Below are 24935 nucleotides of genomic sequence, written 5' to 3'. Positions count from 1 at the left end.
CAAATGACCGGACTTATGAAAGGCAAACGCGGCCTGATTATGGGCGTTGCCAACAATCATTCGATTGCCTGGGGCATCGCCAAGGCGGTTCACGCCGAGGGCGCGGAGCTTGCCTTCACCTATCAGGGCGAGGCGCTCGGCCGGCGGGTTCATCCGCTGGCGGCAGAGGTCGGCTCCGACTTCGTGATCCCCTGCGACGTCGAAGACATCGCCAGCGTCGATTCGGTGTTTGCCGCGATCAAGGAACGCTGGGGCAAGCTCGATTTCCTCGTTCACGCGATCGGCTTTTCCGACAAGAGCGAGTTGAAGGGCCAGTACGCCAACACCTCGCGGGAAAACTTCGTCCGCACCATGGTGATCTCCTGCTTCTCTTTCACCGAAGTTGCCAAGCGCGCCGCCGCGCTGATGCCGGATGGCGGATCGCTGCTGACGCTGACCTATGGCGGCTCCACCGCCGTTGTGCCGAACTATAACGTAATGGGCGTGGCCAAGGCCGGCCTCGAAGCTTCGATGCGCTATCTTGCCGGCGACTTCGGGCCGCAGGGCATCCGCGTCAACGCGATTTCGGCCGGCCCGGTGCGCACACTGGCCGGCTCCGGCGTCGGCGACGCGCGCCTCGTCTACGCATGGCAGCAGCGCAACGCGCCACTGCGCCGCTCGACCACGATCGAGGATGTCGGCGGTTCGGCGCTTTATCTCTTGTCCGATCTCGCCTCTGGCGTGACCGGCGAGATTCATTTCGTCGATAATGGCTACAATATTCTCTCCATGCCCATCCCCGAAATGATGCGGCGCGGCGATCCGGAGACCTGATTCCGGCATCCGTTAATGCTTCGTTAAATCGCAGGTTGCATATGACGCGCTCATTTCGATGAGCGCGTCTTTTTTTCGTGTGGCGGAGTTGGCGGTCGAATCAATGCCGTATTTCCTCCAGAGGCGGGTGTAAAACCATTCGGCGTGATCGCTATCGCAGCGAAAACTCCTCAACAAGCGCCCCTTATATCACTGTTATAAAAAGACTTTTCTCAAAACGAACCCGACCAACCGGCGTCGGGATAACAAACATGCTGTCATTCAGATGGGTTGTTTTCAGCGTCCGAAGGCGCGCGCTGCGGCGCATTAAGATTTTGTTCATTTTCTCCGCCATTCAGAGGGCGTAAGAACCGGGTGAATACCCGATACATCTCTGCGAAGCACTGCGCGCCTTCGGAGCAACTCTCTTTTAATCGTATGATTTGAAAGACATTCTTCGTCAGGGCGCGAAAAACGAGACGACGCGCAACGCGTGACCGGCATGATTCGCCATTAGCGGGCGGTCTCTGTTTTTGTTGCGAATTTGCACCACCCCCCTTTATTCAATCAAATGATTTATAGTTCCACCTATGGTTTATTGAGACGGACGCACAAGACGTTGTTAATGGTTGTCAGAAGCCGGGGGGCAATTCACCGGACTTCACTAAATCGGGGCTAGCGCCTCCTTTCCACGCTCGATTAAATTGAGGACTTAACTATGACCATCAAAAGCCTTTTCCTGGGCTCTGCAGCAGCTTTCGCCGCTGCCTCCGCTGCCCAGGCAGCTGATCCGGTCGTCGTGATCGAACCCGTACAGGCCAACTATGTTGAAGTCTGCGACGCTTTCGGCGCCGGCTACTTCTACATCCCGGGCACCGAGACCTGCCTCAACGTCGGCGGTTACATCCGTTTCCAGATCGACGCCCAGACCGGTGCTAACAGCCCGGACAGCTGGAACGTATGGACCCGCGGCCAGATCGCTATCACGTCCAAGACCGACACCGAGCTCGGCGCTCTGACCGGCGCGATCGTTCTGAACAGCGAATACTATTCGAACGACGCCTCGACCGACACCTACCTCGACGAGACCTACCTCGCACTCGGTGGCTTCCAGGCCGGTTTCTTCTACAACTACTGGGATGAAGGTCTCATCGGCGAAATCGATGACCTGTCCGGCAACACCCGCTTCAACTCGATCCGTTACGTCTATGTCGGTGAAGGTTTCGTAGGCGGTATCTCGCTCGACGCTCTTGAGCCGTCCATGATCGGCCTTTCCAACTCGGGCGACAATGTTCCGCATCTCGGCGTTTCCGGTCGCGTTGGTTTCCAGGCTGGCGGCGTTGGCGCCAAGCTTGATGTCGGTTACGACACCTACAACGAAGAAGCTTCGTTCCGCCTGATGACCTCGCTGGCGCTTGGCCCGGGCTCCCTCGACCTCGGTGCGAACTACTCCACCGGTTGGAACGCCTATGCCAACACCTACGGCAACGACGACTTCATCAACTACTCGCTGCCGACCCCGACCGTTATCCCGGGCGTCTACGCCGAGTGGGCTCTTGCTGCCGGCTACAAGCTGAACGTGACCGACAAGTTCTCGATCACGCCTGCTGCTCAGTGGACCTCGGCTAACGTTCCGGGTGCCGACAACGAAGACTTCTGGTCCGCTGGTGCCCTGTTCGACTACACGATCGTCGAAGGCCTGAGCGCCAAGCTGAACGTACAGTACACCGACACGCCTGATCAGTACTACGCTGATGACTACTGGGCCGGTTGGTTCCGTCTGCAGCGCGACTTCTAAGTCACGCAAACAGATCGCAGGGTCCTTCGGGCCCTGCACTACCCCCGGAGCGGCAACGCTTCCGGGGGTATTTTTTTGAGGAATGCGGGCGTTGGTCGTCCAAGTCCGGCAGCAGTCCGCAGCTCTTACAGCCCGGCCGAGGCGGCGACGGCCTCAATGATTCTTTCGTGGGTATCGGCGCGGTCCACACCGTCCGGATCGGTGCAGACCGGATCGTCCTGTTCTTCGGCGAGAAACGCCGCGCCCTCCGGTTTGCACAGGCCCAGAAAGGTGATGTGGTAAGATGGCGCGATTACCTGATAGTCGGAATCCTTCAGCCGGTTGGCGAGGTTGCTGCCCTGTTCCGAAACATCACCGGTCTTCAACCGGTCCCGATCACCAAGATTGATGAATGACACCGGCACGGTCACCGCCGCCACGCTTGCCTCTGTCGCCACATAGGTGAAGGCGGGATCGATAGCGATGACATGGTCGATTCGCGAATCGCGAGCAGCGGCGGAAAAGCCCTCGGGCAGATGATCGAGGTCGACATTGCCCTTGGCGAGAAATTCGCAATCGGTCGCATCCGGGTTGGCATGGCAGTAGTCGCCGTAGGCGTCACCGTCGAATGTCAGGCCACCGAGACTGAGCGCTGTCGCGCCGCCGAGCGAAAAGCCGAGCGCGGTGATCCGCGACCGGTCCACATGCGGGCCCAGCACGGGATCGGAAAGCAGCGTATCGAGCGCGGCGGAAATATCGCCTGCGCGCCGGTCGAGATAAAGCGAGGCCCGCGGCGAGGAATCACCAGACGTGCTGCCCGGATGATTAACGGCAAGCACCATCGCCCCCTTTTCGACCAAAGCCGAGAACAGCCAGGCGCTGTTATCCATATTGCCGCCGGAGCCATGGGAGAACACGAACAGCGGATACTGTCCCTCGGCGATCTTCGCCCCCATCCACACGCGTGTGCCGTAAAAGACCGGGCCATCACCAACGCGGCCGGCATAGCTACGCGTTCCGGCCGGATACCAGAGCGCGGCGGAAACCGGCCGGGCGCGATGCTCGGGCGTTAGTGTCAGCCGCTCGTAGCCGGGCAGGTCTTCCGTTGCGAAGGTATGACCAGCAAGACCAGTGGAGAGCATGAGGGCGAGAAGAATATGTTTCATGGGCGTAATCCGTTCGGGTTGAGACGCCCTCTTCTTTCGCTTTTCCTGCCCTTCATCGTCCTCAATCCGGTTTCAGGTCGCCCGGAACCGGTTTATGAACTATCAGACCGCCAGATGAAGGAGACGACATGCTGGTTTTGCCGGTCCCGATGGTCACCGCTCTGGTGCTTGGTTTTCTGATCCTGCGGGTGCTGACGGTCGAGAAACGACCGCCGGTGGTGATCGTGTTCCTCTCGGCCTGCGCGGTGCAGAGCCTGATCGTCGCGGCCCTGCAATATTATGGCGTTTCGGAGCTCCGGCCGGTCCAGCCGGCGACGGCCACGCTGATACCGGTTCTGGCCTGGCTGACATTCCAGACCGCGTTCCTCAGATCCGTAAAGCCCCGCGACAGCCTCCATCTGCTTGTCCCGGCCTTCACCGTCTTCTGCATCCTGTTCGCGCCCGCCACCATCGATATCATCCTGCCGATCATCTTCCTCGCCTATGGCGGAGCGATCCTCTACGTGCTGAAATCGGGCGGCGATGCGCTGCCGCTGGCGCGGCTTGAAGCGGGACGCCAGCCGCTGTGGCTCTGGACCGGCATTGCCGTCAGCCTGCTTGTTTCGGCGTTGAGCGACAGCCTGATCGCACTCGCCTTTCTCTCGGATAACCCCGGATGGGCGCAGTTGATCATCTCCATCTTCACCTCCTGCGCGCTGCTTTCGGTTGGTCTTCTCAGCATTTCGCCTAACGCATTCGGAGAGACTGAAACGGAGGCCCCGTCACGACCCGCCGCTGCGCCCGTTCCGGAGGAAGGCGACCGCGCGATCGTCGACCGGCTTGACGGGTTGCTGACAGAGGAAAAGCTCTATCTCGAGCCTTCGCTAACCCTCGCGCGCCTTGCCCGGCGGATGCGGATGCCGGCCAAGCAACTTTCGGCAGCGCTCAACCGTGCGACGGGCGAGAATATCTCGCGCCACATCAACCGGTTTCGGATCGACCATGCCTGCGATAGGCTCGCTTCCGGCGACAGCGTCACCACCGCCATGCTGGAAAGCGGCTTCAACACCAAGTCGAACTTCAATCGGGAGTTCCAGAGGGTTACCGGCAAGAGCCCTTCGGCCTGGGTGAAGGCGACCCGGCTTCCTGAAAGCCTCTAAAGACGCCCGGCAAACAGGTCCGCTTGCGGCGGCTCCTCCCACGCGTTTTCTAGCTTCAGCAGGAATTTCTTGGTCGGCAGCCCGCCGCCAAAGCCGGTGAGTGCGCCATTGGCACCGATCACCCGGTGGCAGGGCAGCAGGATCGGCAGCGGATTGTTGCCATTGGCGGTGCCCACCGCCCGGCTGGCATTGGCATCGCCGAGCGTCCTGGCGATCGCGCCATAGGTCGTGGTCTCGCCATAGGGGATCGTCGCCAGAAATTCCCAGACGCGATTCTGGAAGCCGCTGCCCGACAGGTGATAGGCAAGGTCGAATGTCTTCAACTCGCCAGCGAAATAGGCGTCGAGCTGACGCCGTGCTTCCGCAAACGGCGCGTCGTAGCGCCGCCAGTCCGGCTTCGGCCCGAAGGCCTTGTGGCCGGTGGGGAAGGAAATGAAATGCAGCCGGTTGTCATCGCCCGCGACCAGCAGAGCGCCCACCGGGCTGTCGATATAGGTATAGAACAAACCGCTCATCGCGCCGGTCTCCGGATCGCCGAGGGCGGCCGTCCATAAAGCCGCCCAAACGCGGCATTGAAGCGCCGGACGCTGCCGAAGCCGGCGCGCGCCGCCACCTCCGCGACCGGCAGCGCCGTCTCGTCAAGAAGCCGTTTCGCCCGGCCGATCCGCAGCGTCTGCGCCGTCTGCAATGGCGAGGCGCCGACATGAACGGCAAAAAGCCGCGACAGATGCCGCGCGCCGACGCCAAGGCGTTCGGCAAGGTCCTCCACCGTGCCGGTATCCAGCGCCCCCTCCCCGATCAGCTTCAGCGCCCGCTCGACCGTGGTGCGCGTACCGTTCCACGCCGGCGAAAACGGTGCGGTTTCCGGCCGGCAGCGCAGGCATGGCCGATAGCCCGCCCGCTCGCATGCGGCCGCCGTCGGGAAATAGCTGACATTCTTCGTCAGCGGCTGCTTCACCGGACAGACCGGCCGGCAATAGATCATCGTCGTCCTGACCGCAGTAAAGAACCTGCCGTCATACGCTGGATCACGCGCCTGCCGCGCCGCTTCACATGTGTCGAAATCTAACATGGGTCGATGTTAGCAGCAGCCGATTTACGAGGCGAGCGTGATGTCATGATGAGGTCCGAAAACGGCCGGGCGGACCGCCGACATGGCGACTGAAGGCGGTGCTGAAAGTGCTTGCGGAGCTGTAGCCGACTTTCTCCGCGACCTCATCCAGCGAGTGGCCGCCGCCCCTGAGCAGATCCTTAGCGAGGCTCATGCGCCAGGCAGCGAGATATTCCATCGGCCGGGTGCCGAGCGTGCGGGCAAAGCGATCAAAGAAGGCCGAACGCGACATGCCGGCGACGCGGGCAAGGTCCGGCACGGTCCAGGCCTGGTCCACCGCGCCATGCATGGCCCGAAGCGCTGCCGCAATCCGCGGATCGGCAAGCCCCCTGAGCAGACCGGGCAGTGTCCTTTCGGCGGGCACGGCCCGGAGCGCCTCGATCAGCAGGATTTCGACATAACGTTCGAGAATGAGGTCTCGGCCGGCATTTTCCTGCGCCGCCTCCTCCCCCACGAGGCGGACGAGCTGCGCAAGCCGCGAAACGCCGCGGATATGGATCATGCGCGGCAGAAGTGAGACGAGAAGGCCGGCATCGGGCGAGGCAAAGCTGAACCAGCCGCCAAACTGCCGTAGATCGGCCGGCCCGTCCTGCCGTCCATAACGGACCGGCAGGTCGGACGTCGGATTGGCGTGCGGATCGATGAAGACCGGATGCGCCGGTTCCATGCCGGACATGGTGAAGGCGGGCGTCGTGGACAGCAACACGAAATCCCCCTCCTCGAGTACCACCGGCTCTTCGCCATCAACAGCGAGGCGGCAGCGTCCCTCAAGCACCGCGCAAAACCCCGGCTGGCCGAAGGCCGCATAGCGCACGGCCCAGCGGCCGGCACCACTAATGCCTTTCGAAAACACCGCGCCGGGCCTCAGAAGCCGGACAACATCGGAAAGCGGATCCGCCATTATGGACTATCTCAAATTAAAACCGGACTAATGATCGAAGATAATCCGATTAACGCAGGTTATATCGATCCCGTCAACACAGGAGATCGACATGAAAACCATTCTGATTACCGGTAGTTCATCCGGTTTCGGGCTTGAGACCACCCGCCACTTCCACGCCGAGGGCTGGAACGTCATCGCCACGATGCGCCGCCCGCGCCCGGCGCTTTTTCCCGCGTCACAGCGCATCTGCGTGCTGGCGCTCGATGTCACCGATGCTGACAGCATCGCTGCTGCCATCGAAGCGGCCGGTCCGATCGACGTCCTCGTCAACAATGCCGGCATCGGCGTTGTCGGCGCCTTCGAGGCAACGCCGATGGCCCATATCCGCAAGGTGTTCGAAACCAACACCTTCGGCGTGATGGCGATGACGCAGGCGGTTATCCCCGGCATGCGGGCGCGCGGAACCGGCATGATCGTCAACGTCACCTCCAGCGTGACGCTTTCGCCGATGCCGCTCGCCGCCGCCTATACCGCCAGCAAGCAGGCGATCGAGGGATTTACCGGCTCGCTCGCCCATGAACTCGGCGCCTTCGGCATCAGCGCGAAACTGGTGGAACCCGGCTATGCGCCGACGACACAATTCGCCGCCAATACCGATATCCCGGTCATGGACCTGATTCCCGAAGCCTATGCGGACTACGCCGCCCCCATTTTCGCAGGTTTTGCCAACCCGCCGCTAACGACAAAGGAAAGCGATGTCGCCGAGGCGGTCTGGCGAGCGGTGCATGACACATCGGGCCAGTTGCGCTTTCCGGCGGGCGCGGATGCCGTGGCATTGGCGGAGCAGGCCTGAGAGTAGGACGGACTGACGTAATGAGTACGGTGTGAGGATGGTGCCGGTCAGGAAAACGCAGGCTTTCCGAGTGACCATTCCAGCACAGCATTCTGAACATGGAGCAGGAAGGTTTTGGCCTCTGTCACCCGACATCGTGGATGCATCATGGCGTCCGCCGAGACCTCCCGCCCTCTTGCGACCGGCGGACACGGAATGAATTCGACGTTCCCACCGAGTGAATTCAAAACCGTACCTGTGATCTGATAGGGCAACACAGCATCCCCCGCGTCGGTCGGCCAGCAATCGGTGACGATGATATCCGCATCCTTGAGCTCAGCCATGTCCGTGCTGGCCCGAAAGCGTCCGCCTGCGCTGTGGGCGGCATGCCAAGCCTCAGGATAAAGCTGCACCACATTGATCGGAGCCACCCGCGACAGTTCGATCCATGAGCCCAGAATATTGGCCTCAGGCGCAACCACCACGACCTTAATGCCGGCGAGTTGGTGGTGACGATGCCAGTAGAAGGCAAGATCTCCCAGCGTCTCACACGGGTGGTTCTGCCGTGTGCGTGCATTGATGACAGGAGCCTTGGCGGCGGTGGCAAGATCCTGCAGGAGGGTGAGATCAGGCGCACGGGCGATGAGAATATCGAACCAGTTGTCGAGATAGGCTCCGATATCCTCCGTCGCCTCTCGCGCCCCGAGCACCAGCGGAACGCGCACGCATTGCCCGCCCATACCGACGATGCCGAGCTCAAAAGCAGATATGTTGCGCCATCCGCCATCATTGACGATGAGCGCAGCCCTTGTGCCCGAAAGACTCTGCGGCAGATCACGGCCTGCTATTGCTAAGGCCTCAGCGCGTTCGACCAGCGCCTCAATATCGAAAAATGTCAGGTCTTCAAGGGAAATCAGATCACGTTCCGGTGTCATCTTCCTCTTCGCCTCCGTCATGCGGTAAAGCTGGGCATGCTAGCCGGGCCAGATGACAACGCCAAGTCAAGATACATGCCCAGTCTTTCGTCCGTGCCACCACCGGTCACGCGCATCACAGTTGAAAGGGAGGTAAGATGTTCCCTTTTCATTCTCATCCGATCCGCTATATCATCCGCCCATGCAGGATGAATTTTCGGCCATATTTCCGCTTCAGCGCGGCCGGGTGCATGATGCTTCCGGCCCCGGCGCGCCTTTCTTTGCCGCAGCGCTTTCCGGCGTCACCGGCGGCACGGTGCTGTGGATCAAGCCGTCATGGTTTGCCGAGGAGATCAATCCGGTGGCGTTTTCGGCGTTTTTCGATCCGCGCGAAATCATCCTGGCGCGCACCGCCGACCAGACGGAAACGCTGGCCGCCGCCGAAGAGGGCCTGCGTTCGGGCGCCGTCGGCCTCGTCGTCATGGAGGTGGACAAGCCGATCGAGCTCACCCCGGGACGCCGGCTGCAACTTGCCGCCGAAAGCGGCCGTAGCATCGGGCTTTCGCTGCATCCCGAAGGCGCCGGCAATCAGGCGGCCACCACGCGCTGGCTCTGCAGACCGCTGTTTTCCGCTTCCGACTCGACTCTGCAGGAGTGGTCGATTATAAAGAACAAAACAGGAACAAATAACAGTTGGGCAGTGCGTTGGGATGAAACGGCGCGTCGTATCCATATGGTTTCAGAGACTGCCGAGCGAGCGGGTTTTAAGGGCCCGCCCGGTTGATGGCCCTTTCGCCGTCACGCTGAGCGAGGGCAATCATGACCGGCTTCACGACCTCAACCGGGAGGCCGAGGGCCAAGGGCTGGAGCGCGGCATGGGGCTTGCCGATGCCCGCGCCTATGTGCCGGATCTCGTCACCCGCCCAGCCGATATCGACGCGGACCGGCGCTTCCTCGTGATGCTCGCCCGCTGGGCGACGCGCTACACGCCCCATGCCGGGCTCGACGGCGAGGACGGGCTGGTGCTCGACATCACCGGCGCATCCCACCTTTTCGGCGGCGAGGCGGCGATGCTTGAAGACATGAAGGAGCGGCTTGCCCGCGCCCGGCTTTCCGCAAGGATCGGCATCGCCGATACCCGGGGCGCGGCCTGGGCGCTTGCCCATTTCGCCCCCGGCATTGCGCCGGAAGGCAAGACCAGCGCAGCACTCGGCCCGCTTTCGGTCTCTGCACTGCGCATCGATGAAAAGACCGCGACGGCGCTGAAGCGCCTTGGCCTCAACACCATTGCCGACATGACGGCCCTGCCCCGCGCCACCCTCGCCCGCCGCTTCGACATGGGCCTGATCGAAAAGCTCGAACAGGCGCTCGGCACACGCGGCGAGGCCGTGTCGCCGCTTTCCGGACCGCCGCATTATGGCGTGCGGATGAGTTTTCCAGAGCCGATCGGCCTTGTCGATGACGTGATGGCAGCCCTTGCCCGCCTGCTGGACACGCTCTGCCTGCGGCTGAAGAACCGGGAGGCCGGCGCGCGCGCCATTATGCTGTCCGTGGAGCGCGTCGACCAGACCCGCCAGACCGTCACGCTGCGCCTCGCCCGCCCGATGCGCGATGCGCCGCGCATTCTGCGCCTGTTCGAGCGTCCCGTGGGCGAAATCGACGCCGGTTTCGGCATTGAGCGGATCCGGCTCGAGGCGCGCGGCGTGGAAGGCCTGCCCGCCGAGCAGATCGGCGAAGGCGGGCTGGTGGAGGGCGAGGCGCTGGACGACCTCGTCACACGGCTGGGTGCCCGCATCGGTCTCGACAACATCGTCCGCTTCCAGCCGGTGGCGAGCCATATTCCCGAGCGCGGCTTTACCGAAAACCCCGCCGCCTATGGCCGTGTGGATGCCGAATGGCGCATGGACCAGCCCCGCCCCTTGCGCATGTTCCCGCCCGAGCCGGTGACCAGCGACGCCGCCCGCCGCCCGCCCTCGCGCTTTTCCTGGCGGCGCATGCGGTTCGAGACGGCTGCAAGCAGCGGGCCGGAGCGGATCGCGCCGGAATGGTGGCGGCCGGACGAGGCCTGGCGCTCGGGGCTTCGTGATTACTGGCGGGTGGACACCCGGCAGGGGCTGAGGCTGTGGATGTTCCACACCCCGCAGGCCCCCGGCTGGTTCGTCCATGGCCTGTTCGCCTGAGGCCCGGCCATGGATTATGCCGAGTTATGCGTCACCACCAATTTCACCTTCCTCACCGGCGCCTCGCATCCGGAGGAGATGGTGATCCGCGCCGCCGAGCTGGATCTTGCCGCCATCGCCATCACCGACCGCAATTCGCTCGCAGGCGTGGTCCGCGCCTTCCGGGCGCTGAAGGAAATCAGGCGCAAGATCGAAAAACAGGCCGAGGAGCAGTCGATCCGGCTTTCGACCCATATCGATCCCTCCTCGCGCCAGCCGGCCGGCGATGCCAAGTCCATTGCCCTGCCGCCGATCCGCCGCCTGCCACGCCTGATCGTCGGCTGCCGGCTGGTGCTCGCCGACAGCCCCGTCGATTTCGTGGCGTTGCCGAAGGACAAGCCGGCCTATCAGAAACTCGTGCGGCTCCTGAGCCTCGGCAAGCGCCGCGCGCAAAAGGGCGAATGCCTGCTTTACCTCCGTGACATGCTGGAAGGCGCCGATGGCTCCATTCTGATCGCGCTGCCGCAGGGGCTGGAGCAGAAGGCGGAAGCGACAGACCATATCACCCAGGCGCACCGCCGCTTTCCCGGCCATGTGTTCACGGGTGCCGCCCCGCGCTATGACGGTTCCGATGCCGCCTGGTTCAAAACCCTCACCGCCCTTTCGCACAAGGCCGGCGCGCCGATGGTCGCAGTCGGCGACGCGCTGATGCACCACGCCAGCCGCCGCCAGCTCGCCGACGTGCTGACCTGCATGCGCCACCACATCACCATCGATGCCATCGGCCATCTGGCACTGCCGAATGCCGAGCGGCGGCTGAAGCCGGCCGCCGAAATGGCGCATATCTTCCGCGACCACCCCGCCGCCATCCGCCGCACGCTGGAGATCGCCGCCCGCCTCACCTTCGATCTCACCGAGCTTTCCTTCAACTATCCGGCCGAAGTCGCCCATGGCGAGGCGCCGCAGGCCCGCCTTGCCCGCCTCACTTGGGAGGGGCTGAAACGACGCAATCCCGAAGGCATACCGGCACGCAACCGGGAGCTTGCGGAAAAGGAACTGGCGCTGGTCGGCGAGCTCGGCTACGCCGCCTATTTCCTCACCGTCCACGACATCATCGCCTTTGCCCGCAGCAAGGGCATTCTCTGCCAGGGCCGCGGTTCGGCGGCCAATTCCATCCTCTGCTATGCGCTCGGCATCACCGATGTGAAGCCGGAGATGATCGGCATGGTGTTCGAGCGCTTCGTTTCCCGCCATCGCGGCGAGCCGCCGGATATCGACGTCGATTTCGAGCACGAGCGGCGCGAGGAGGTGATCCAGCACATCTACAAGACCTATCGTCGCGAGCATGCCGGGCTTTGCGCCACCGTCATCCATTTCCGCTCACGCGCGGCGATCCGCGAGGTCGGCAAGGTGATGGGGCTGTCGAACGATGTCACCGCCGCCCTGTCCGGACAGATCTGGGGCATTTCCAGCAAGGGCGCCGAACCCGAACGGCTGAAGGAGGTCGGCCTCGACCTTACCGACCGCAGGCTGACCCAGACGGTGCGCCTGATCGGCGAGATCATCGGCTTTCCCCGCCACCTATCGCAACATGTCGGCGGCTTCGTCATCACCGAGGACCGGCTGGACGAGCTCTGTCCCATCGAAAACGCGGCGATGGAGGACCGCACCGTGATCGAATGGGGCAAGGACGATATCGACGCGCTCAACATCCTCAAGGTCGATGTGCTGAGCCTCGGCATGCTGACCTGCCTGAAGAAGTGCTTTGATCTCACCGCGCGCCATTACAACCGCCCGCTCACCATCGCCGATGTGCCGCAGGAAGATGAAGCGACCTATGACATGCTGCAAAAGGCCGATGCCATCGGCGTGTTTCAGGTGGAAAGCCGGGCGCAGATGAACTTTCTGCCCCGCATGAAACCGGCAACCTTCTACGATCTCGTCATCGAGGTCGCGATCGTGCGCCCCGGCCCGATCCAGGGCGGCATGGTGCAGCCCTATATCCGGCGACGGCTGGGGCACGAAAAGGTCACCTATCCGAAGGAGGAGTTGCGCGGGGTTCTCGAAAAGACCAAGGGCGTGCCGCTGTTTCAGGAACAGGCAATGCTGATTGCCGTGGTCGCCGCCGGCTTTTCGCCGGAAGATGCCGACCGGCTGCGCCGCTCGCTCGCGAGCTTCCGCCAGATGGGCACGATTGGCGAATTCGAGACGCAATTCGTCAACGGCATGCTCGACAACGGCTACGAGCTCGATTTCGCCCAGCGCTGCTTCGCCCAGATCAAGGGCTTTGCCGATTACGGCTTTCCCGAAAGCCATGCGGCGGCCTTTGCCATGCTCACCTATGTCTCAGCCTGGCTGAAATGCCATTATCCGGCGGCCTTCGCCTGCGCGCTGCTGAACTCCCAGCCGATGGGTTTCTACGCTCCGGCCCAGATCGTGCGCGATGCCCGCGAGCATCAGGTGGAGGTGCGGCCGATCTCGGTCAACCACAGCGCCTGGGACTGCACGCTGGAGCGCCGCGCCGACGGCGCCTATGCGCTGCGCCTCGGCTTCCGCCAGATCAAGGGGCTGAAAAAGGAAGATGCCGTCTGGCTGGAGAACGCGCGCGGCAATGGCTATCAGACCCCGGAAGACGTGTGGCTGCGCGCCGGGCTGATGCCGGCGGTGCTGGAGCGCCTTGCCGAGGCCGACGCCTTTGCGGACGCCGGGCTGTCGCGCCGCGATGCGCTGTGGCGCGTCAAGGCGATCCGCGCGCCCAAACCGCTGCCGCTCTTCAACGATCCGATCGACGGCGAGCATATCAGCGAACCGGATGTCATCCTGCCGACGATGAATCTCGGCGAACAGGTGGTGGAGGATTATGTCGCCACCCGCATGAGCCTGCGCGCCCACCCGATGGAGATTCTGCGCCCGAAAATGCCCGGCCTGACGCTGCATTCGGCGCTGGCGACAACTGCGGAAAAACGCGTCAGCGTCTCAGGCCTCGTCATCACCCGCCAGCGCCCCGGCACGGCATCCGGCGTCATCTTCCTGACGCTGGAGGATGAAACCGGCGTCTCCAACGTGGTCGTGTGGAACAAGGTCTACGAACGCTTCCGTCGCACGGTGATGGGCGGCCGCCTGCTGAAGGTCACCGGAAAGCTGCAGCGCGAAGGCGTGGTCGTCCACGTGATCGCCGAAACCATCGAGGACTGCTCCTGGCGCCTCTCCGAACTCGGCCACCCGATGGACGACGCCATCGGCATCACCGATCCCAAAGCCGACGACACCCCGCGCCGGCCCAAGCTCCAGCCAAGGGCGCATCATCCGCGCGAGCAGGCCAAGAAACTGTTCCCGAGCCGGGATTTTCATTGAGGTTTCACTCGATATCGCGGCATTAAATACCTCGGCTAGCCATGAGAGGACATAAACTTGAAAACCCTTATCGCTTTCGCGGGCCTGCCCGGCACGGGCAAAAGCACCATCGCCAGGGCGCTTTCGGCCAAGACCGGCGCGGTCTATCTTCGTGTCGATGAAATCGAGACCATCATGCTGGCGCATGATCCCGACCGGGAAATCGGATCGGAAAGCTATGAGATCCTCGCCGCCCTCGCCGTTTCCAATCTTACGCTCGGCCATGACGTCATCACCGATTGCGTGAATCCCTGGGCGCTGACGAGAGAGATGTTCGCAGGTGCTGCCGCGCGGGCTGATGCCCGCTTTCTGGGGGTCGAGGTCACCTGTTCCGATCCCGCCATGCACCGTCTGCGCGTCGAAGAACGCCCGATCGATATACCCGGCTGGAAAAAGCCAACATGGCAGGACGTGATCGCGCGCGACTATACAGACTGGTCCATCGCCGATATCCGCATCGACACCGCCGGAAGCAGCGTCGAACAGGCCGTTTCGCAAATTATATCGAAGCTTTGAGGCATATGACCGGAAGCGAAGCCGGACAGGGTGCCTCAGTACATCGACTTCCGGTAGCTATCCTCGAGCCCCTCATCCAGCCTCTTCATCTCCTCCGGATCCTCCGGCGCGGCGTCGATCTGGTCGAGGATGATCTTCACCAGCGACGGCATTTCGCTGCGGTCCTGGCGGCTTTCCGGGTCCCAGAGTTTGGAGCGGCGGAAGGCCTTGGCGCAGTGCAGGAAAACTTCCTCCACATGGACCGCGATCGCGGTCAGCGGCAGACGGTCCTTCACCGCAAGCAGCGCGAGCAGGTCGGGATCGCGTGTGATCACGGCCCGGCCGTTCACCCGCAGCGTGTCGTCGAAGCCCGGGACCATGAAGATCAGGCCGACCGAGGGATTGGCGAGGATGTTCGACTGGGTGTCGAGCCGGTTGTTGCCGGGCCGGTCGGGGATCAGCAGCGTCTTGTCATCCAGCACCTTCACGAACCCGCGCGGATCGCCGCGCGGGCTGACATCCGCCCGCCCATCGGCCGCCTGGGTGCCGATACAGAGAAACGGCGAGCGCGCGATGAACTCGATCGCATGCCTGTCGAGCCGCGGTTGGGATTTCTTCGCCGCAAGGTCATGCGTTGCCGGAAACAGGGATCGCAGTTCCTGCTCGTCCGCAATCAGAAATTCCGGTTTCAATGCGCCCGCCATAGCCTCGTCCTCCGTTCGGGATCGACACATGAATGCCTTGCGAAGACCGCCTTGACAAGGGGAACGTCGACGCCCCAACGGCAAGGACAGGCGATCCTGTAGTCACCCACGGGTTTATAAACAAACAGGGGCGGATCGCTCCGCCCCCTTACTTAATCTGCCGTAAAGGATGAACCTTCCGGGCCGCTTATTTCCAGTCGCGGATGTCCACGAAATGGCCTTCGATGGCGGCGGCTGCCGCCATGGCCGGTGAGACCAGATGGGTGCGGCCCTTGTAGCCCTGGCGTCCCTCGAAATTGCGGTTCGAGGTCGAGGCGCAGCGTTCCTCCGGCTTCAGCCGATCGTCGTTCATGGCCAGACACATGGAACAGCCCGGTTCGCGCCATTCGAAACCGGCCTCGAGGAAGATCTTGTCGAGGCCCTCGGCTTCCGCCTGTTCCTTGACGAGACCGGAGCCCGGCACGATCATGGCGTTGACGGTGCTCGCCACCTTGCGGCCCTTGGCGACAGCGGCGGCGGCGCGCAGGTCCTCGATGCGGCCATTGGTGCAGGAGCCGATGAAGACGCGGTCGACGGCGACGTCGGTCATCTTGGTGCCGGGCGTCAAACCCATATATTTCAGCGCCCGCCACTTGGAGGTGCGTTTGTTCTCGTCCGGAATATCGTCCGGGTTCGGCACTTCGCCGGTGATGGAAACGACATCCTCGGGCGACGAGCCCCAGGAAACGATCGGCGGCAGGTTGGCGGCATCGAGCACCACCACGCGGTCATATTCCGCGCCCTCATCGGTCGTCAGCGACTTCCAGTATTCGACCGCCCGGTCCCAGGCCTCGCCCTGAGGCGCGCGCGGACGGCCCTTGATATATTCAAAGGTCTTTTCGTCCGGCGCGATCAGACCGGCGCGGGCGCCGCCTTCGATCGTCATGTTGCAGACGGTCATGCGGCCTTCCATCGAAAGATCGCGGATCGCCTCGCCGGCGAATTCGATGACGTGGCCGGTGCCGCCGGCGGTGCCGATCTCGCCGATGATCGCCAGGATGATATCCTTGGCGGTGACGCCTTCCGGCGCCTTGCCATCGACGCGCACCAGCATGTTCTTGGCCTTGGACTGGATCAGCGTCTGGGTGGCGAGCACATGCTCGACCTCCGACGTGCCGATGCCGTGCGCCAGCGCGCCGAAAGCGCCATGCGTCGAAGTGTGGCTGTCGCCGCAGACAATCGTCATGCCCGGCAGCGTAAAGCCCTGCTCGGGGCCGACGATGTGGACGATGCCCTGGCGCTTGTCCTTCTCGGAGTAATATTCAACGCCGAAATCGGCGGCGTTTTGCGCAAGGGCGGCCACCTGGATGCGGCTTTCCTCGTTCTTGATGCCGTTGACACGGTCCGGCGTGGTCGGAACGTTGTGGTCGACGACGGCGAGCGTCTTGACCGGCGCATGGACCTTGCGGCCCGCCAGCCGCAGCCCTTCGAACGCCTGCGGACTGGTGACTTCATGCACCAGGTGGCGATCGATGTAGATGAGACAGGTGCCGTCATCCTGGCTGTCGACCAGATGATCGTCCCAGATCTTGTCGTAAAGTGTGCGCGCTTTGCTCATGGTTTCATGACCCATATGTCGAGATAAAAGGAAAAATACGGCGTGAAGCCGACTGCGAGGCTGACAGAGATCAGCTAAGTCGGGCGTTGAGCGCGCCGGAAATCATCGCAAAGAACCGTCCCGGCAGGCGCTTCCTGTCCTGCAGAACGAAGGGCCGCGGCGAAACGGCCTGATTGCGATGGTCTATGGTCCTCATGGACCGGGTTATTAACAGCTTTCCGCGGAGACGGCAATCACTTCCGAGAGCGGTTCAAATCCCGCCCAAGCCCGTCATGCCGGCGGGAAAGCGCCCGGGGAGGCATCGCGCGCAAGCCTGGCCTTCTGCCGCATCCGGCGCTCTATCCCGCGCAGGATCAGCGACAGGCCAATGGTCAGGAGCAGGTAGATATAGGCGACGATCGAATAGGTTTCGAAGAAGCGGAACGAGCTTGCCGCATAGACCTTGCCCATCTGGGTGATATCGGCGACGCCGAGCACGGAAACCAGCGAGGAATCCTTGACCATTGACACGAAATCGTTGGAGAGCGGCGGGAAGATGGTGCGGATCGCCTGCGGAAACACGATCAGCCGGAACCGCTGAAACCGCGTCAGGCCAAGCGCCTGCGCGGCCTCGATCTGCCCCTCGTCAACCGCCTGGATGCCGGCGCGGAAGATTTCCGCGATGAAGGCTGCGTAACCAATCGTGAGCGCGATGATCGCCCGCCACATTAGCGAGAAATCCCGCACCACGATCCTGTCCATGACGCCGGCATCGATCAGCGGCGTCAGCACGAAATTGGCGAACGCCACCATGGCCGGCGCGCCGACGAAGGCGACGTAGAACAGCAGCACCAGGATCGGTATGCCGCGGATGATCTCGACATAAAACCGCGCCGCCTGTCGCAGAACCGTGTGGCCGGACAGCCCCATCAGCGCGATCAGCATGCCGATGATCGTCGCCAGCGCGAAGGCCACCAGCGTCACGAAAACCGTGACGCCGATGCCTTTGGCGACGATGGCGAAAACCTGGGCGTAAAGCCCGTTGACGGCGATCGCGATGCTCGCGGCACCTGCGAGCGCCAGAAAGGCATAGAGCCACCACGGCCGCTCGCCCGCATTGCCGGCGGGCAGTTTCTGGAAGCTCATGGCCCGCCTACTGACCCATGGCGTAATCGACGAACCATTTCTGGTTCAGCGCGTCGAGCGTGCCGTCGGCTTGCATGTCTGCAATCGCGGCATTGAACGGCGCCACGAGATCGGAGCCGGGCGGGAAGATGAAGCCGAAATCCTCGGCGCCGAGCGGCTCGCCGATCAGCTTCAGCGCGCCGTTGGAAACTTTCACATAGCCATTGGCGGCCGTGCTGTCGGTCAGCGCCAGATCGACATCGCCGATTCTGAGCGCCTGGATCGCCGCGCCGATGGTTTCGTAAAGCTTGATGCGCGGGTTCTGCTCGTCGCCGTCCAGCACTTCATAAACCGCGGTGTAGAACGGCGTGGTGCCGGGCTGGGAGCCGATCAGGCCGTCCTCGAAGGCCGCGAAGCTTTCCGCATCGTCGAAGCGGTCCTCGTCGCCGCGCGCCAGCATCAGCATTTCGGAATGCATGTAGGGCTCGGAGAAATCGACCATTTCCTTGCGGTCGTCACGGATGGTGATGCCGTTCATCGCCACGTCATACTGGCCGTCATGAATCGCCTGGATCATCGCATCCCAGCTTGTCGTGGTGTATTCAATGTCGAGATTGAGGCGCTCGGCGATCTCTGCGACCGCGTCATATTCCCAGCCGATCGCCTCGCCGGTCTTGGGATCGATGAATTGCAGCGGCGGATAGGTGTTTTCGGAAACGACGGTCACGGTCCGTCCGCCAAGGTCGGGCAGTTCGGCGGCGAAGACCGGGCTTGCAAACGCGCCCAGCGAAACCAGAACCGCGGCGCAAAGGGCGCGTCTCGACAGCATGCTATAACTCCTTGCAGCAGATGATTGCCGCAAGGTGTCACAACCCGGCAGGAAAGCGCAAGGGCGCAGCCGCGCCAAACCGCTCCTTCGCCAGACCGTCAGGCGATATCAGTGTGCAAGCCGGCCTTGTTTCGGCGTCTCTTCGGCGGGGCGATAGCCGGAAAGGTCCGGATCGTCATCGTCGCGCAGAAACTCGAACACGTCGCGCGTGAGCATTCTGGCGTGGAGGACGGGCGTGGCGATGGTGCCCAGCGTCGGGGCTGCGCCAGCCACTTTGGCGCGTCTCATGAACATCTCTGCTCCGTTTCGCCGGTCGTCTTTCGGCGGCAACCGGCTTTTCGTTTCAAGGACGCCGTAGATAGGAAGCGATTTCGACTTTTTCTTGTCAAACAAAGCCGCCGCAACCCTGAAACGCAAAAGAGCCGCGCGAGGGCGGCTCTTTCAAAAACATGTGCCTGACGGAAAGCTTACGCTTCGTTCGCCTTTTCGGCGGCAGCGGCTTCCTTCTCGGCCTTGGCGGCGGCGCGGGCAGCGGCTGCAACTTCGCGGGCTTCGTCGTTCAGGCGGCGCGAACGCACCGAGGTGTTTTCGGCGATACGGGCCGACTTACCGCGACGGTCGCGCAGGTAGTAGAGCTTGGCGCGGCGAACCTTACCGCGGCGGATCACTTCAACGCCTTCAACCTGCGGCGAGTAAACCGGGAATACGCGCTCGACGCCTTCGCCGTAGGAAATCTTGCGAACCGTGAAGTTCTCGTGGATGCCGCCGCCGGAACGGGCGATGCAGACGCCTTCGAAGGCCTGCACGCGGGTACGGGTGCCTTCCGTAACGCGCACATTGACGCGCACGGTGTCGCCGGCTTCAAACGGGGGCAGTTCGCGCAGTTCGTTGATGCGCGCGGTTTCTTCAGCTTCGAGCTGCTCGATGATGTTCATCGGTCTTACCTCTTGTCAGTCTTGCTTCAACAGCCAGAGCGCCCGACAATCATCCTTTGGTCAAAGCCGCCGGATTGGCCTTTGCGGCCGGAGCGTTACGCGGTTCTTCATTTGGGTAACCGGAAACACCGGTCAGGGCGGGCCTATAGACGATTTTTCGAGGCCTGTCACCCCTTTTCAGTGGCTTTCCCACTCTGAGCGCAACAGGCTCATCCAACACGTATCCCAGCGCTCGTTCAAAAACCGCGCCGAGGAGCGGCGGATACCCTCCATCTGGAACCCGAGCGCGCGATAGGCTCGGATCGCCGTCTCGTTGAAATCGTAAACGATCAGTTCGACCCGTTCGATTGCAGGCACCTTCAGCGCCTCGTCGATCAGCAGCGAGACGATCGGCCGTGCAAGCCCCCTGCCCCGGCAGTCGGGCGCAACCGCAATGCGGCAGAGCCGGGCGATGCCATCGAAATAGTCGAAGCAGATTTCGCAGTGTCCGACCACTGCGTCGCCCTGTTTCGCCGTGAAATAAAGCCATTCGGGCCGCTGGCCGGACGAAAGCGCGAGCAAGGCGCGCATCTGGGAAGCATCAAGCGGAAAGGTCAGCCGGGTGCCGCCCCACTGGGCAAGCGCGCGGGCGTCCGGGAACCAGCCCGCAAGCGTTTCGAAATGCTCCTCGGTAAATGGCACCAGCCGCACCGGTTCAGCCATCGTCATCCTCCAGCAGGTCCGGCCTTCGCGCGCGGGTGAGTTCCAGCGCCCTTTCATGCCGCCAGCGGTCGATCGCGGCATGATTTCCGGAGGTCAGAACATCCGGTATGCCGTGTCCTTCCCATTCCGCAGGCCGCGTATAATGCGGATGTTCCAGAAGCCCGTTCTCGAAGCTCTCATGCGTGCCCGATTCGGCGTTTCCCATCACGCCCGGCAGAACCCTGACGACCGCGTCGAGCAGCGTCAGCGCCGCAGGCTCGCCGCCCGACAGGATATAATCGCCGATCGAGACCTCCTCGAGTTCGCGACCGTCGATCACCCGCTGATCGACGCCCTCGAAGCGGCCGCAGACGATGACGACGCCCGGGCCTTCGGCGAGTGCCCGCACCCGCTGCTGCGTCAGCGGCTTCCCGCGCGGGCTCATCAGCAGCCGGGGCCGGGCATCATCGCCGGACACGGCATCGATCGCCTTGGCCAGTATATCGGCGCGCAGCACCATGCCAGCGCCGCCGCCGGCCGGCGTATCATCGACGCTTCTGTGCCTGTCCTCGGCAAAATCGCGGATATTGACGGCATCAAGCGACCAGTCGCCCCGTTCGGCGGCGCGGCCGGCAAGCGACACGCCGAGATGACCCGGAAACATTTCCGGATAAAGCGTCAGCACTGTCGCCTTGAAGCTCATGGCGCGGCCTTCACGCGCCGCCGGCGCCGGGAAAATCGGGGCCGTCGTCGTCGTTTTCGTCGATCAGCCCGGCCGCGACCGGATCGATCAGGATGCGACCATCCTCGAAATCCACTTCCAGCACTGCGTTCTCGTTGAACGGGATCAGAACAGGGCGACGGCCGGGGCCTTTCAGTTCCAAGAGATCGCCGGCGCCGAAATCGAACACCGCGCTGACCGCGCCGTAATTGTTGCCGGCATCGTCGAAGACGTCGAGGCCTTCGAGATCGGCGTAGAAATACTCATCGTCGTCGAGTTCGTCATCGGGCAGGTTCTCGCGTTCGATGTAGAGGTCGAGACCGCGCAAGCCCTCGGCGGCGGTGCGGTCATTGATGCCGCGAAAGCGGATCACCACCATGTTGTTCTTGCCCGGCCGGATTTCGAGAATCTCGAAACTGCGGCCGTCTTCGGCATGAAGATGGCCGTAATCGCCGACGGAAAGCGGATTGGCGCTGAAGCAGCGCACCCGCACGTCGCCGCGCAACCCCTGCGCCGCGCCAATGCTCGCCATCAATACCGGGTCTTTCAGCTTCACCATGGTCCCACCTCGAAATTTATCTATGCCGTTTCGGGCCAAAGGAAAAGGGCCGGACGCAAGCGCCCGGCCTTTGAGTAAGCAACTCTCAGTTCGCCTCGGTCGCGAGAGGCCCACAGGCATCGCCGCCAACAATCCCCCCTTGAGGGGGAGATGTCGCGAAAGCGACAGAGAGGGGTATCGGGCATACGCCGAAAACGACGGCTCTCGGAAAGGGTTCACCCCTCTCTGCCCCTGTCGGGGCATCTCTCCCTCAAAGGGAGAGATTGTTTGGAGCACAACTGCGACCGTTCGCGGACAACCCCGCCCCTTATTCCGAAGCTTCGGCGGTCGCTTCTGCAGCAGCAGCGGCGGCTTCTTCGGCCTTCTGCTTCTTCTCGGCGGCGCGCTCTTCGGCCTTTTTGCCCGGCTTTGCCTTGTTCGGGTTGTTGCGAGCCTTGCGCTCGGCAAGGCCGGCTTCGGCGAGGAAGCGGAGCACACGGTCGGTCGGCTGTGCGCCGGTGCCGAGCCAGTACTTTACGCGCTCTTCGTCGAAGGTAACGCGCTCTTCGGAATCCTTCGGCAGCATCGGGTTCCAGTGGCCGAGCTTCTCGATGAAGCGGCCGTCGCGCGGGGAGCGCTCGTCGGCAGCGACGATGTGGTAGTACGGACGCTTCTTGGAGCCGCCGCGGGCGAGACGAATCTTGATTGCCATTTTCTTTTCTCCTTAACGGCCTTCCGGCCTTTCTTACTGTTCGATGCCGCTATGTTGGGCGGCGATCTGCTCATGGTGCCGGATGACTTCCTTGATGATGAAATTCAGGAATGTCTCGGCAAAGTCGGGATCGAGGTCGGCGCTTTTCGCCAGAGCCCGAAGCCTCGAAATCTGCTGTTCTTCGCGCGCCGGGTCGGCGGGCGGAAGGTCATGCTCGGCCTTCAGGTGCCCCACCGCCTTGGTGCAGCGGAACCGTTCGGCCAGGATATGCACCAGCGCCGCATCGAGATTGTCGATCGACTGGCGGTATTGCAGAAGCTGCTCCCTAGGTGTCATGCGAATTGCTCCTGCAACATTTTCGGCGGCAGGTGGCGGTAGACGACCGCTTCCCTGCCGTATATTTTCATTTTGCTTTCGGCCTTGGCGCCGAGGCGCTCCGCAAGACGGATCGAGGCGGCATTGCCGGGCTCGATCAGGCTCATCGCCGTCGGCCATTTCAGCGCGTCGTAGACATGCTGCAACGCCCGCTTCGCGGCCTCGAGGGCAAAGCCCTTGCCATAGTGCTCGGGCAGCAGCGCCCAGGCAATTTCCGCCTCCGGCATGTCGCCCGGCTTCCATGGTCCGCAGAAACCGACGAAAGCGCCGCTGGCCTTCTCCTCCAGCGCCCACTCGCCATAGCCGTTCAAAACCCAATGGCCGGCATAGGTCGCAAGCCTGCGCCATGCATCGCCCGCGGACAGCGGACCGCCGTAATAGAACGACCGCTCGTCGGCGAAGAAAGCGGACATCGGCCCGAAATCCTCGGCGCGAAACGACCGCATGATCAGACGATCGGTTTCCAGAACGGGGATGTCCACGATCATTTCTTCCCCTTGCCGAAACCGCCACCAAGGCCGGGCAGCTTCGGACCGCCGAGACCCGGAAGCCCGCCCGACGACAGGCCGCCGCCGCCGAGACTACCGGCCTGCTTCTGCAGTTCGGCAAGCTGGTTGGCATCGAGCTTGGAGAGGTCAGGCATGCCGCCCATTCCGCCCGGCATGCCACCACCCATGCCGCCGCCGAGCATGTTCATCATCTGCTTCATCTTGCCTTTGCCCTTGCCGCCCATGGCCTTCATCATGTCGGCCATCTGGCGGTGCATCTTCAAAAGCTTGTTGATGTCGGCGGCAGACGTGCCGGAGCCCGCGGCAATGCGCTTCTTGCGCGAATTCTTCAGGACGTCAGGATGGGCGCGCTCATATTTCGTCATCGACGAGATGATCGCGAGCTGGCGCTTGAACACGCTGTCGTCCATGCCGGCCGCCGCAAGCCTGTCCTTCATGCCGCCCATGCCGGGCATCATCCCCATGATGCCGCCCATACCGCCCATGTTCTGCATCTGCTTCAGCTGCTCGGCCATGTCGTTCAGGTCGAACTTGCCCTTGGCCATCTTCTCGGCCATGGCCTTGGCTTTTTCGGCATCGATCGTCTCGGCGGCCTTTTCCACCAGCGAGACGATGTCGCCCATGCCGAGAATGCGGTCGGCGATGCGCTTGGGGTGAAATTCCTCCAGCGCATCCATCTTTTCGCCGGTACCGATCAGCTTGATCGGCTTGCCGGTGACCGCACGCATCGAAAGCGCCGCACCACCGCGGCCGTCGCCATCCATACGGGTCAGCACAAGACCCGTAATGCCGACGCGGCTGTCGAAATTGCGCGCCAGATTGACGGCGTCCTGACCAGTGAGACTGTCTGCCACCAGCAGGATTTCATGCGGGTTCGAGATCTTGCGGATGTCCGCCATCTCGACCATCAGCGGCTCGTCGATATGGGTGCGGCCGGCGGTGTCGAGAATGACGACGTCATGGCCGCCGAGCTTGGCGGCCTGCACCGCGCGCTTGGCGATCGCGACCGGATCCTGACCCGCAATGATCGGCAGCGTGTCGACCTTCGTCTGCTCGCCGATCTGCTTCAGTTGCTCCTGCGCCGCCGGACGGCGGGTGTCGAGCGAGGCCATCAGCACGCGCTTGCGGTCGCGGTTCGTCAGCCGCGCGGCGATCTTGCCGGTGGTGGTGGTCTTGCCCGAGCCCTGCAGGCCGACCATCATGATCACGACCGGCGACGGCGCGTTGAGATCGATGGTGACGCCTTCCGCGCCCAGCATCTCGACCAGTTCGTCATGCACGATCTTGACGACCATCTGGCCGGGCTTGATCGATTTCAGAACATCCGCGCCAACGGCCTTTTCCTTCACCCTGGCGGTGAAATCGCGCACCACTTCCAGTGCGACGTCAGCCTCCAGCAGGGCGCGCCGAACCTCGCGCAACGCAGCCGAAACATCGGCTTCCGAAAGCGCGCCGCGGCCGGTCAGTCCCTTGAGGACGGAACCAAGGCGGTCCTGGAGGTTTTCAAACATGGCCCATTCCCTTTTCGTTTCGGCTTGTCGTCAGGTCGAAACGTTGGCACAGCAGCCG

At 62.8% G+C, this 24935-nt stretch carries 26 protein-coding genes; 8 read left to right on the top strand and 18 right to left on the bottom strand.

Going from position 1 to position 24935, the window contains the following annotated elements; genetic code table 11:
• Positions 1-3: 3 nt before the first annotated feature.
• Together fabI and V6765_RS05220 are read left to right on the top strand one after the other, a co-directional pair.
• Positions 4-813 carry an enoyl-ACP reductase FabI gene (gene fabI / locus V6765_RS05225; protein ID WP_448427057.1) on the top strand — a complete coding sequence of 270 codons (810 nt, stop codon included), beginning with the start codon at positions 4-6 and terminating at the stop codon, positions 811-813.
• A gap of 697 nt (positions 814-1510) precedes the next feature.
• Positions 1511-2590: a porin gene (locus tag V6765_RS05220; protein ID WP_448427055.1), complete on the top strand. Its 1080-nt coding sequence runs from the start codon at positions 1511-1513 to the stop codon at positions 2588-2590.
• Between the two features lie 125 nt (positions 2591-2715).
• Here V6765_RS05220 and V6765_RS05215 read toward each other — a convergent pair whose 3' ends face one another.
• Positions 2716-3735 (bottom strand): alpha/beta hydrolase family protein, encoded by a 1020-nt coding sequence (locus V6765_RS05215; RefSeq protein ID WP_448427053.1) that lies wholly within the window; start codon positions 3733-3735, stop codon positions 2716-2718.
• Positions 3736-3863: 128 nt separating this feature from the next.
• Between V6765_RS05215 and V6765_RS05210 the strand changes: the two genes are divergently transcribed.
• Positions 3864-4874, top strand: a complete 1011-nt coding sequence (locus tag V6765_RS05210; RefSeq protein ID WP_448427052.1) for a helix-turn-helix domain-containing protein — start codon at positions 3864-3866, stop codon at positions 4872-4874.
• On the opposite strand, the gene V6765_RS05205 is transcribed toward V6765_RS05210, so the two are convergent.
• From V6765_RS05205 to V6765_RS05195, 3 genes are read right to left on the bottom strand one after another with little or no spacing between them, the layout of a single operon-like run.
• Positions 4871-5389 (bottom strand): methylated-DNA--[protein]-cysteine S-methyltransferase, encoded by a 519-nt coding sequence (locus V6765_RS05205; protein WP_448427050.1) that lies wholly within the window; start codon positions 5387-5389, stop codon positions 4871-4873. The genes V6765_RS05210 and V6765_RS05205 overlap by 4 nt on opposite strands.
• Positions 5386-5946, bottom strand: a complete 561-nt coding sequence (locus V6765_RS05200) for a bifunctional transcriptional activator/DNA repair enzyme AdaA (RefSeq protein ID WP_448427049.1) — start codon at positions 5944-5946, stop codon at positions 5386-5388. Before V6765_RS05200 ends, V6765_RS05205 begins: the two co-directional genes overlap by 4 nt.
• Before the next feature lie 43 nt (positions 5947-5989).
• Complete coding sequence (locus V6765_RS05195; RefSeq protein WP_448427047.1) at positions 5990-6886, bottom strand: AraC family transcriptional regulator; 897 nt, start codon at positions 6884-6886, stop codon at positions 5990-5992.
• A gap of 91 nt (positions 6887-6977) precedes the next feature.
• On the opposite strand from V6765_RS05195, the gene V6765_RS05190 reads away from it, so the two are divergent.
• The gene (locus V6765_RS05190) at positions 6978-7721 is read left to right on the top strand and encodes an SDR family oxidoreductase (RefSeq protein WP_448427045.1); all 744 of its coding nucleotides are present in this window, start codon (positions 6978-6980) and stop codon (positions 7719-7721) included.
• Positions 7722-7768: 47 nt separating this feature from the next.
• Here the strand turns inward: V6765_RS05190 and V6765_RS05185 are convergent, their stop codons facing one another.
• Entirely contained in the window at positions 7769-8635 is an 867-nt protein-coding gene (locus tag V6765_RS05185) for an ornithine carbamoyltransferase (RefSeq protein WP_448427044.1), read from the bottom strand.
• A gap of 181 nt (positions 8636-8816) precedes the next feature.
• Here V6765_RS05185 and V6765_RS05180 point away from each other — a divergent pair, with 181 nt between their 5' ends.
• From V6765_RS05180 to V6765_RS05165, 4 genes are read left to right on the top strand one after another with little or no spacing between them, the layout of a single operon-like run.
• Entirely contained in the window at positions 8817-9398 is a 582-nt protein-coding gene (locus tag V6765_RS05180; RefSeq protein ID WP_448427043.1) for an ImuA family protein, read from the top strand.
• Positions 9325-10794 (top strand): Y-family DNA polymerase, encoded by a 1470-nt coding sequence (locus V6765_RS05175; RefSeq protein WP_448427041.1) that lies wholly within the window; start codon positions 9325-9327, stop codon positions 10792-10794. Before V6765_RS05180 ends, V6765_RS05175 begins: the two co-directional genes overlap by 74 nt.
• A gap of 9 nt (positions 10795-10803) precedes the next feature.
• The gene (locus V6765_RS05170; protein WP_448427039.1) at positions 10804-14127 is read left to right on the top strand and encodes an error-prone DNA polymerase; all 3324 of its coding nucleotides are present in this window, start codon (positions 10804-10806) and stop codon (positions 14125-14127) included.
• Between the two features lie 57 nt (positions 14128-14184).
• Positions 14185-14682, top strand: a complete 498-nt coding sequence (locus tag V6765_RS05165; RefSeq protein ID WP_448427037.1) for an AAA family ATPase — start codon at positions 14185-14187, stop codon at positions 14680-14682.
• A gap of 35 nt (positions 14683-14717) precedes the next feature.
• On the opposite strand, the gene V6765_RS05160 is transcribed toward V6765_RS05165, so the two are convergent.
• From V6765_RS05160 to ffh, 13 genes are all read right to left on the bottom strand, one after another.
• Positions 14718-15365 carry a pyridoxamine 5'-phosphate oxidase family protein gene (locus tag V6765_RS05160; protein WP_448427035.1) on the bottom strand — a complete coding sequence of 216 codons (648 nt, stop codon included), beginning with the start codon at positions 15363-15365 and terminating at the stop codon, positions 14718-14720.
• Between the two features lie 187 nt (positions 15366-15552).
• Positions 15553-16962: a 3-isopropylmalate dehydratase large subunit gene (gene leuC / locus V6765_RS05155; protein WP_448427034.1), complete on the bottom strand. Its 1410-nt coding sequence runs from the start codon at positions 16960-16962 to the stop codon at positions 15553-15555.
• A 270-nt stretch (positions 16963-17232) separates the two neighbouring features.
• Positions 17233-18087: an amino acid ABC transporter permease gene (locus V6765_RS05150; protein ID WP_448427032.1), complete on the bottom strand. Its 855-nt coding sequence runs from the start codon at positions 18085-18087 to the stop codon at positions 17233-17235.
• 7 nt (positions 18088-18094) lie between these two features.
• A complete protein-coding gene (locus tag V6765_RS05145) occupies positions 18095-18895 on the bottom strand; it encodes a transporter substrate-binding domain-containing protein (protein ID WP_448427030.1) in 801 nt (266 codons plus the stop codon).
• Positions 18896-19003: 108 nt separating this feature from the next.
• The gene (locus V6765_RS05140; protein ID WP_448427028.1) at positions 19004-19183 is read right to left on the bottom strand and encodes a hypothetical protein; all 180 of its coding nucleotides are present in this window, start codon (positions 19181-19183) and stop codon (positions 19004-19006) included.
• Between the two features lie 179 nt (positions 19184-19362).
• On the bottom strand, positions 19363-19830 hold the full coding sequence (rplS, locus tag V6765_RS05135; RefSeq protein ID WP_448427027.1) for a 50S ribosomal protein L19: 468 nt from the start codon (positions 19828-19830) through the stop codon (positions 19363-19365).
• 177 nt (positions 19831-20007) lie between these two features.
• On the bottom strand, positions 20008-20532 hold the full coding sequence (locus tag V6765_RS05130) for a GNAT family N-acetyltransferase (RefSeq protein ID WP_448427025.1): 525 nt from the start codon (positions 20530-20532) through the stop codon (positions 20008-20010).
• Positions 20525-21214, bottom strand: coding sequence for a tRNA (guanosine(37)-N1)-methyltransferase TrmD (gene trmD, locus V6765_RS05125; RefSeq protein WP_448427024.1), 690 nt, complete (start codon positions 21212-21214; stop codon positions 20525-20527). Before trmD ends, V6765_RS05130 begins: the two co-directional genes overlap by 8 nt.
• Before the next feature lie 10 nt (positions 21215-21224).
• Positions 21225-21791: a ribosome maturation factor RimM gene (gene rimM / locus V6765_RS05120; RefSeq protein WP_448427022.1), complete on the bottom strand. Its 567-nt coding sequence runs from the start codon at positions 21789-21791 to the stop codon at positions 21225-21227.
• A 307-nt stretch (positions 21792-22098) separates the two neighbouring features.
• A complete protein-coding gene (gene rpsP / locus V6765_RS05115) occupies positions 22099-22482 on the bottom strand; it encodes a 30S ribosomal protein S16 (RefSeq protein WP_448427020.1) in 384 nt (127 codons plus the stop codon).
• A gap of 33 nt (positions 22483-22515) precedes the next feature.
• Positions 22516-22818, bottom strand: a complete 303-nt coding sequence (locus tag V6765_RS05110; RefSeq protein WP_292059247.1) for a chorismate mutase — start codon at positions 22816-22818, stop codon at positions 22516-22518.
• Positions 22815-23345, bottom strand: coding sequence for a GNAT family N-acetyltransferase (locus V6765_RS05105; RefSeq protein ID WP_448427018.1), 531 nt, complete (start codon positions 23343-23345; stop codon positions 22815-22817). Before V6765_RS05105 ends, V6765_RS05110 begins: the two co-directional genes overlap by 4 nt.
• A complete protein-coding gene (ffh, locus tag V6765_RS05100) occupies positions 23342-24877 on the bottom strand; it encodes a signal recognition particle protein (protein ID WP_448427016.1) in 1536 nt (511 codons plus the stop codon). The genes V6765_RS05105 and ffh overlap by 4 nt, the downstream gene beginning before the upstream one ends.
• Positions 24878-24935: the final 58 nt, after the last annotated feature.

The sequence above is a fragment of the Martelella sp. FOR1707 genome (genome assembly GCF_053484265.1).
The sequence above is the reverse complement of the archived record's forward strand: the minus strand, read 5'-3'. Positions and strand labels throughout refer to the sequence as shown.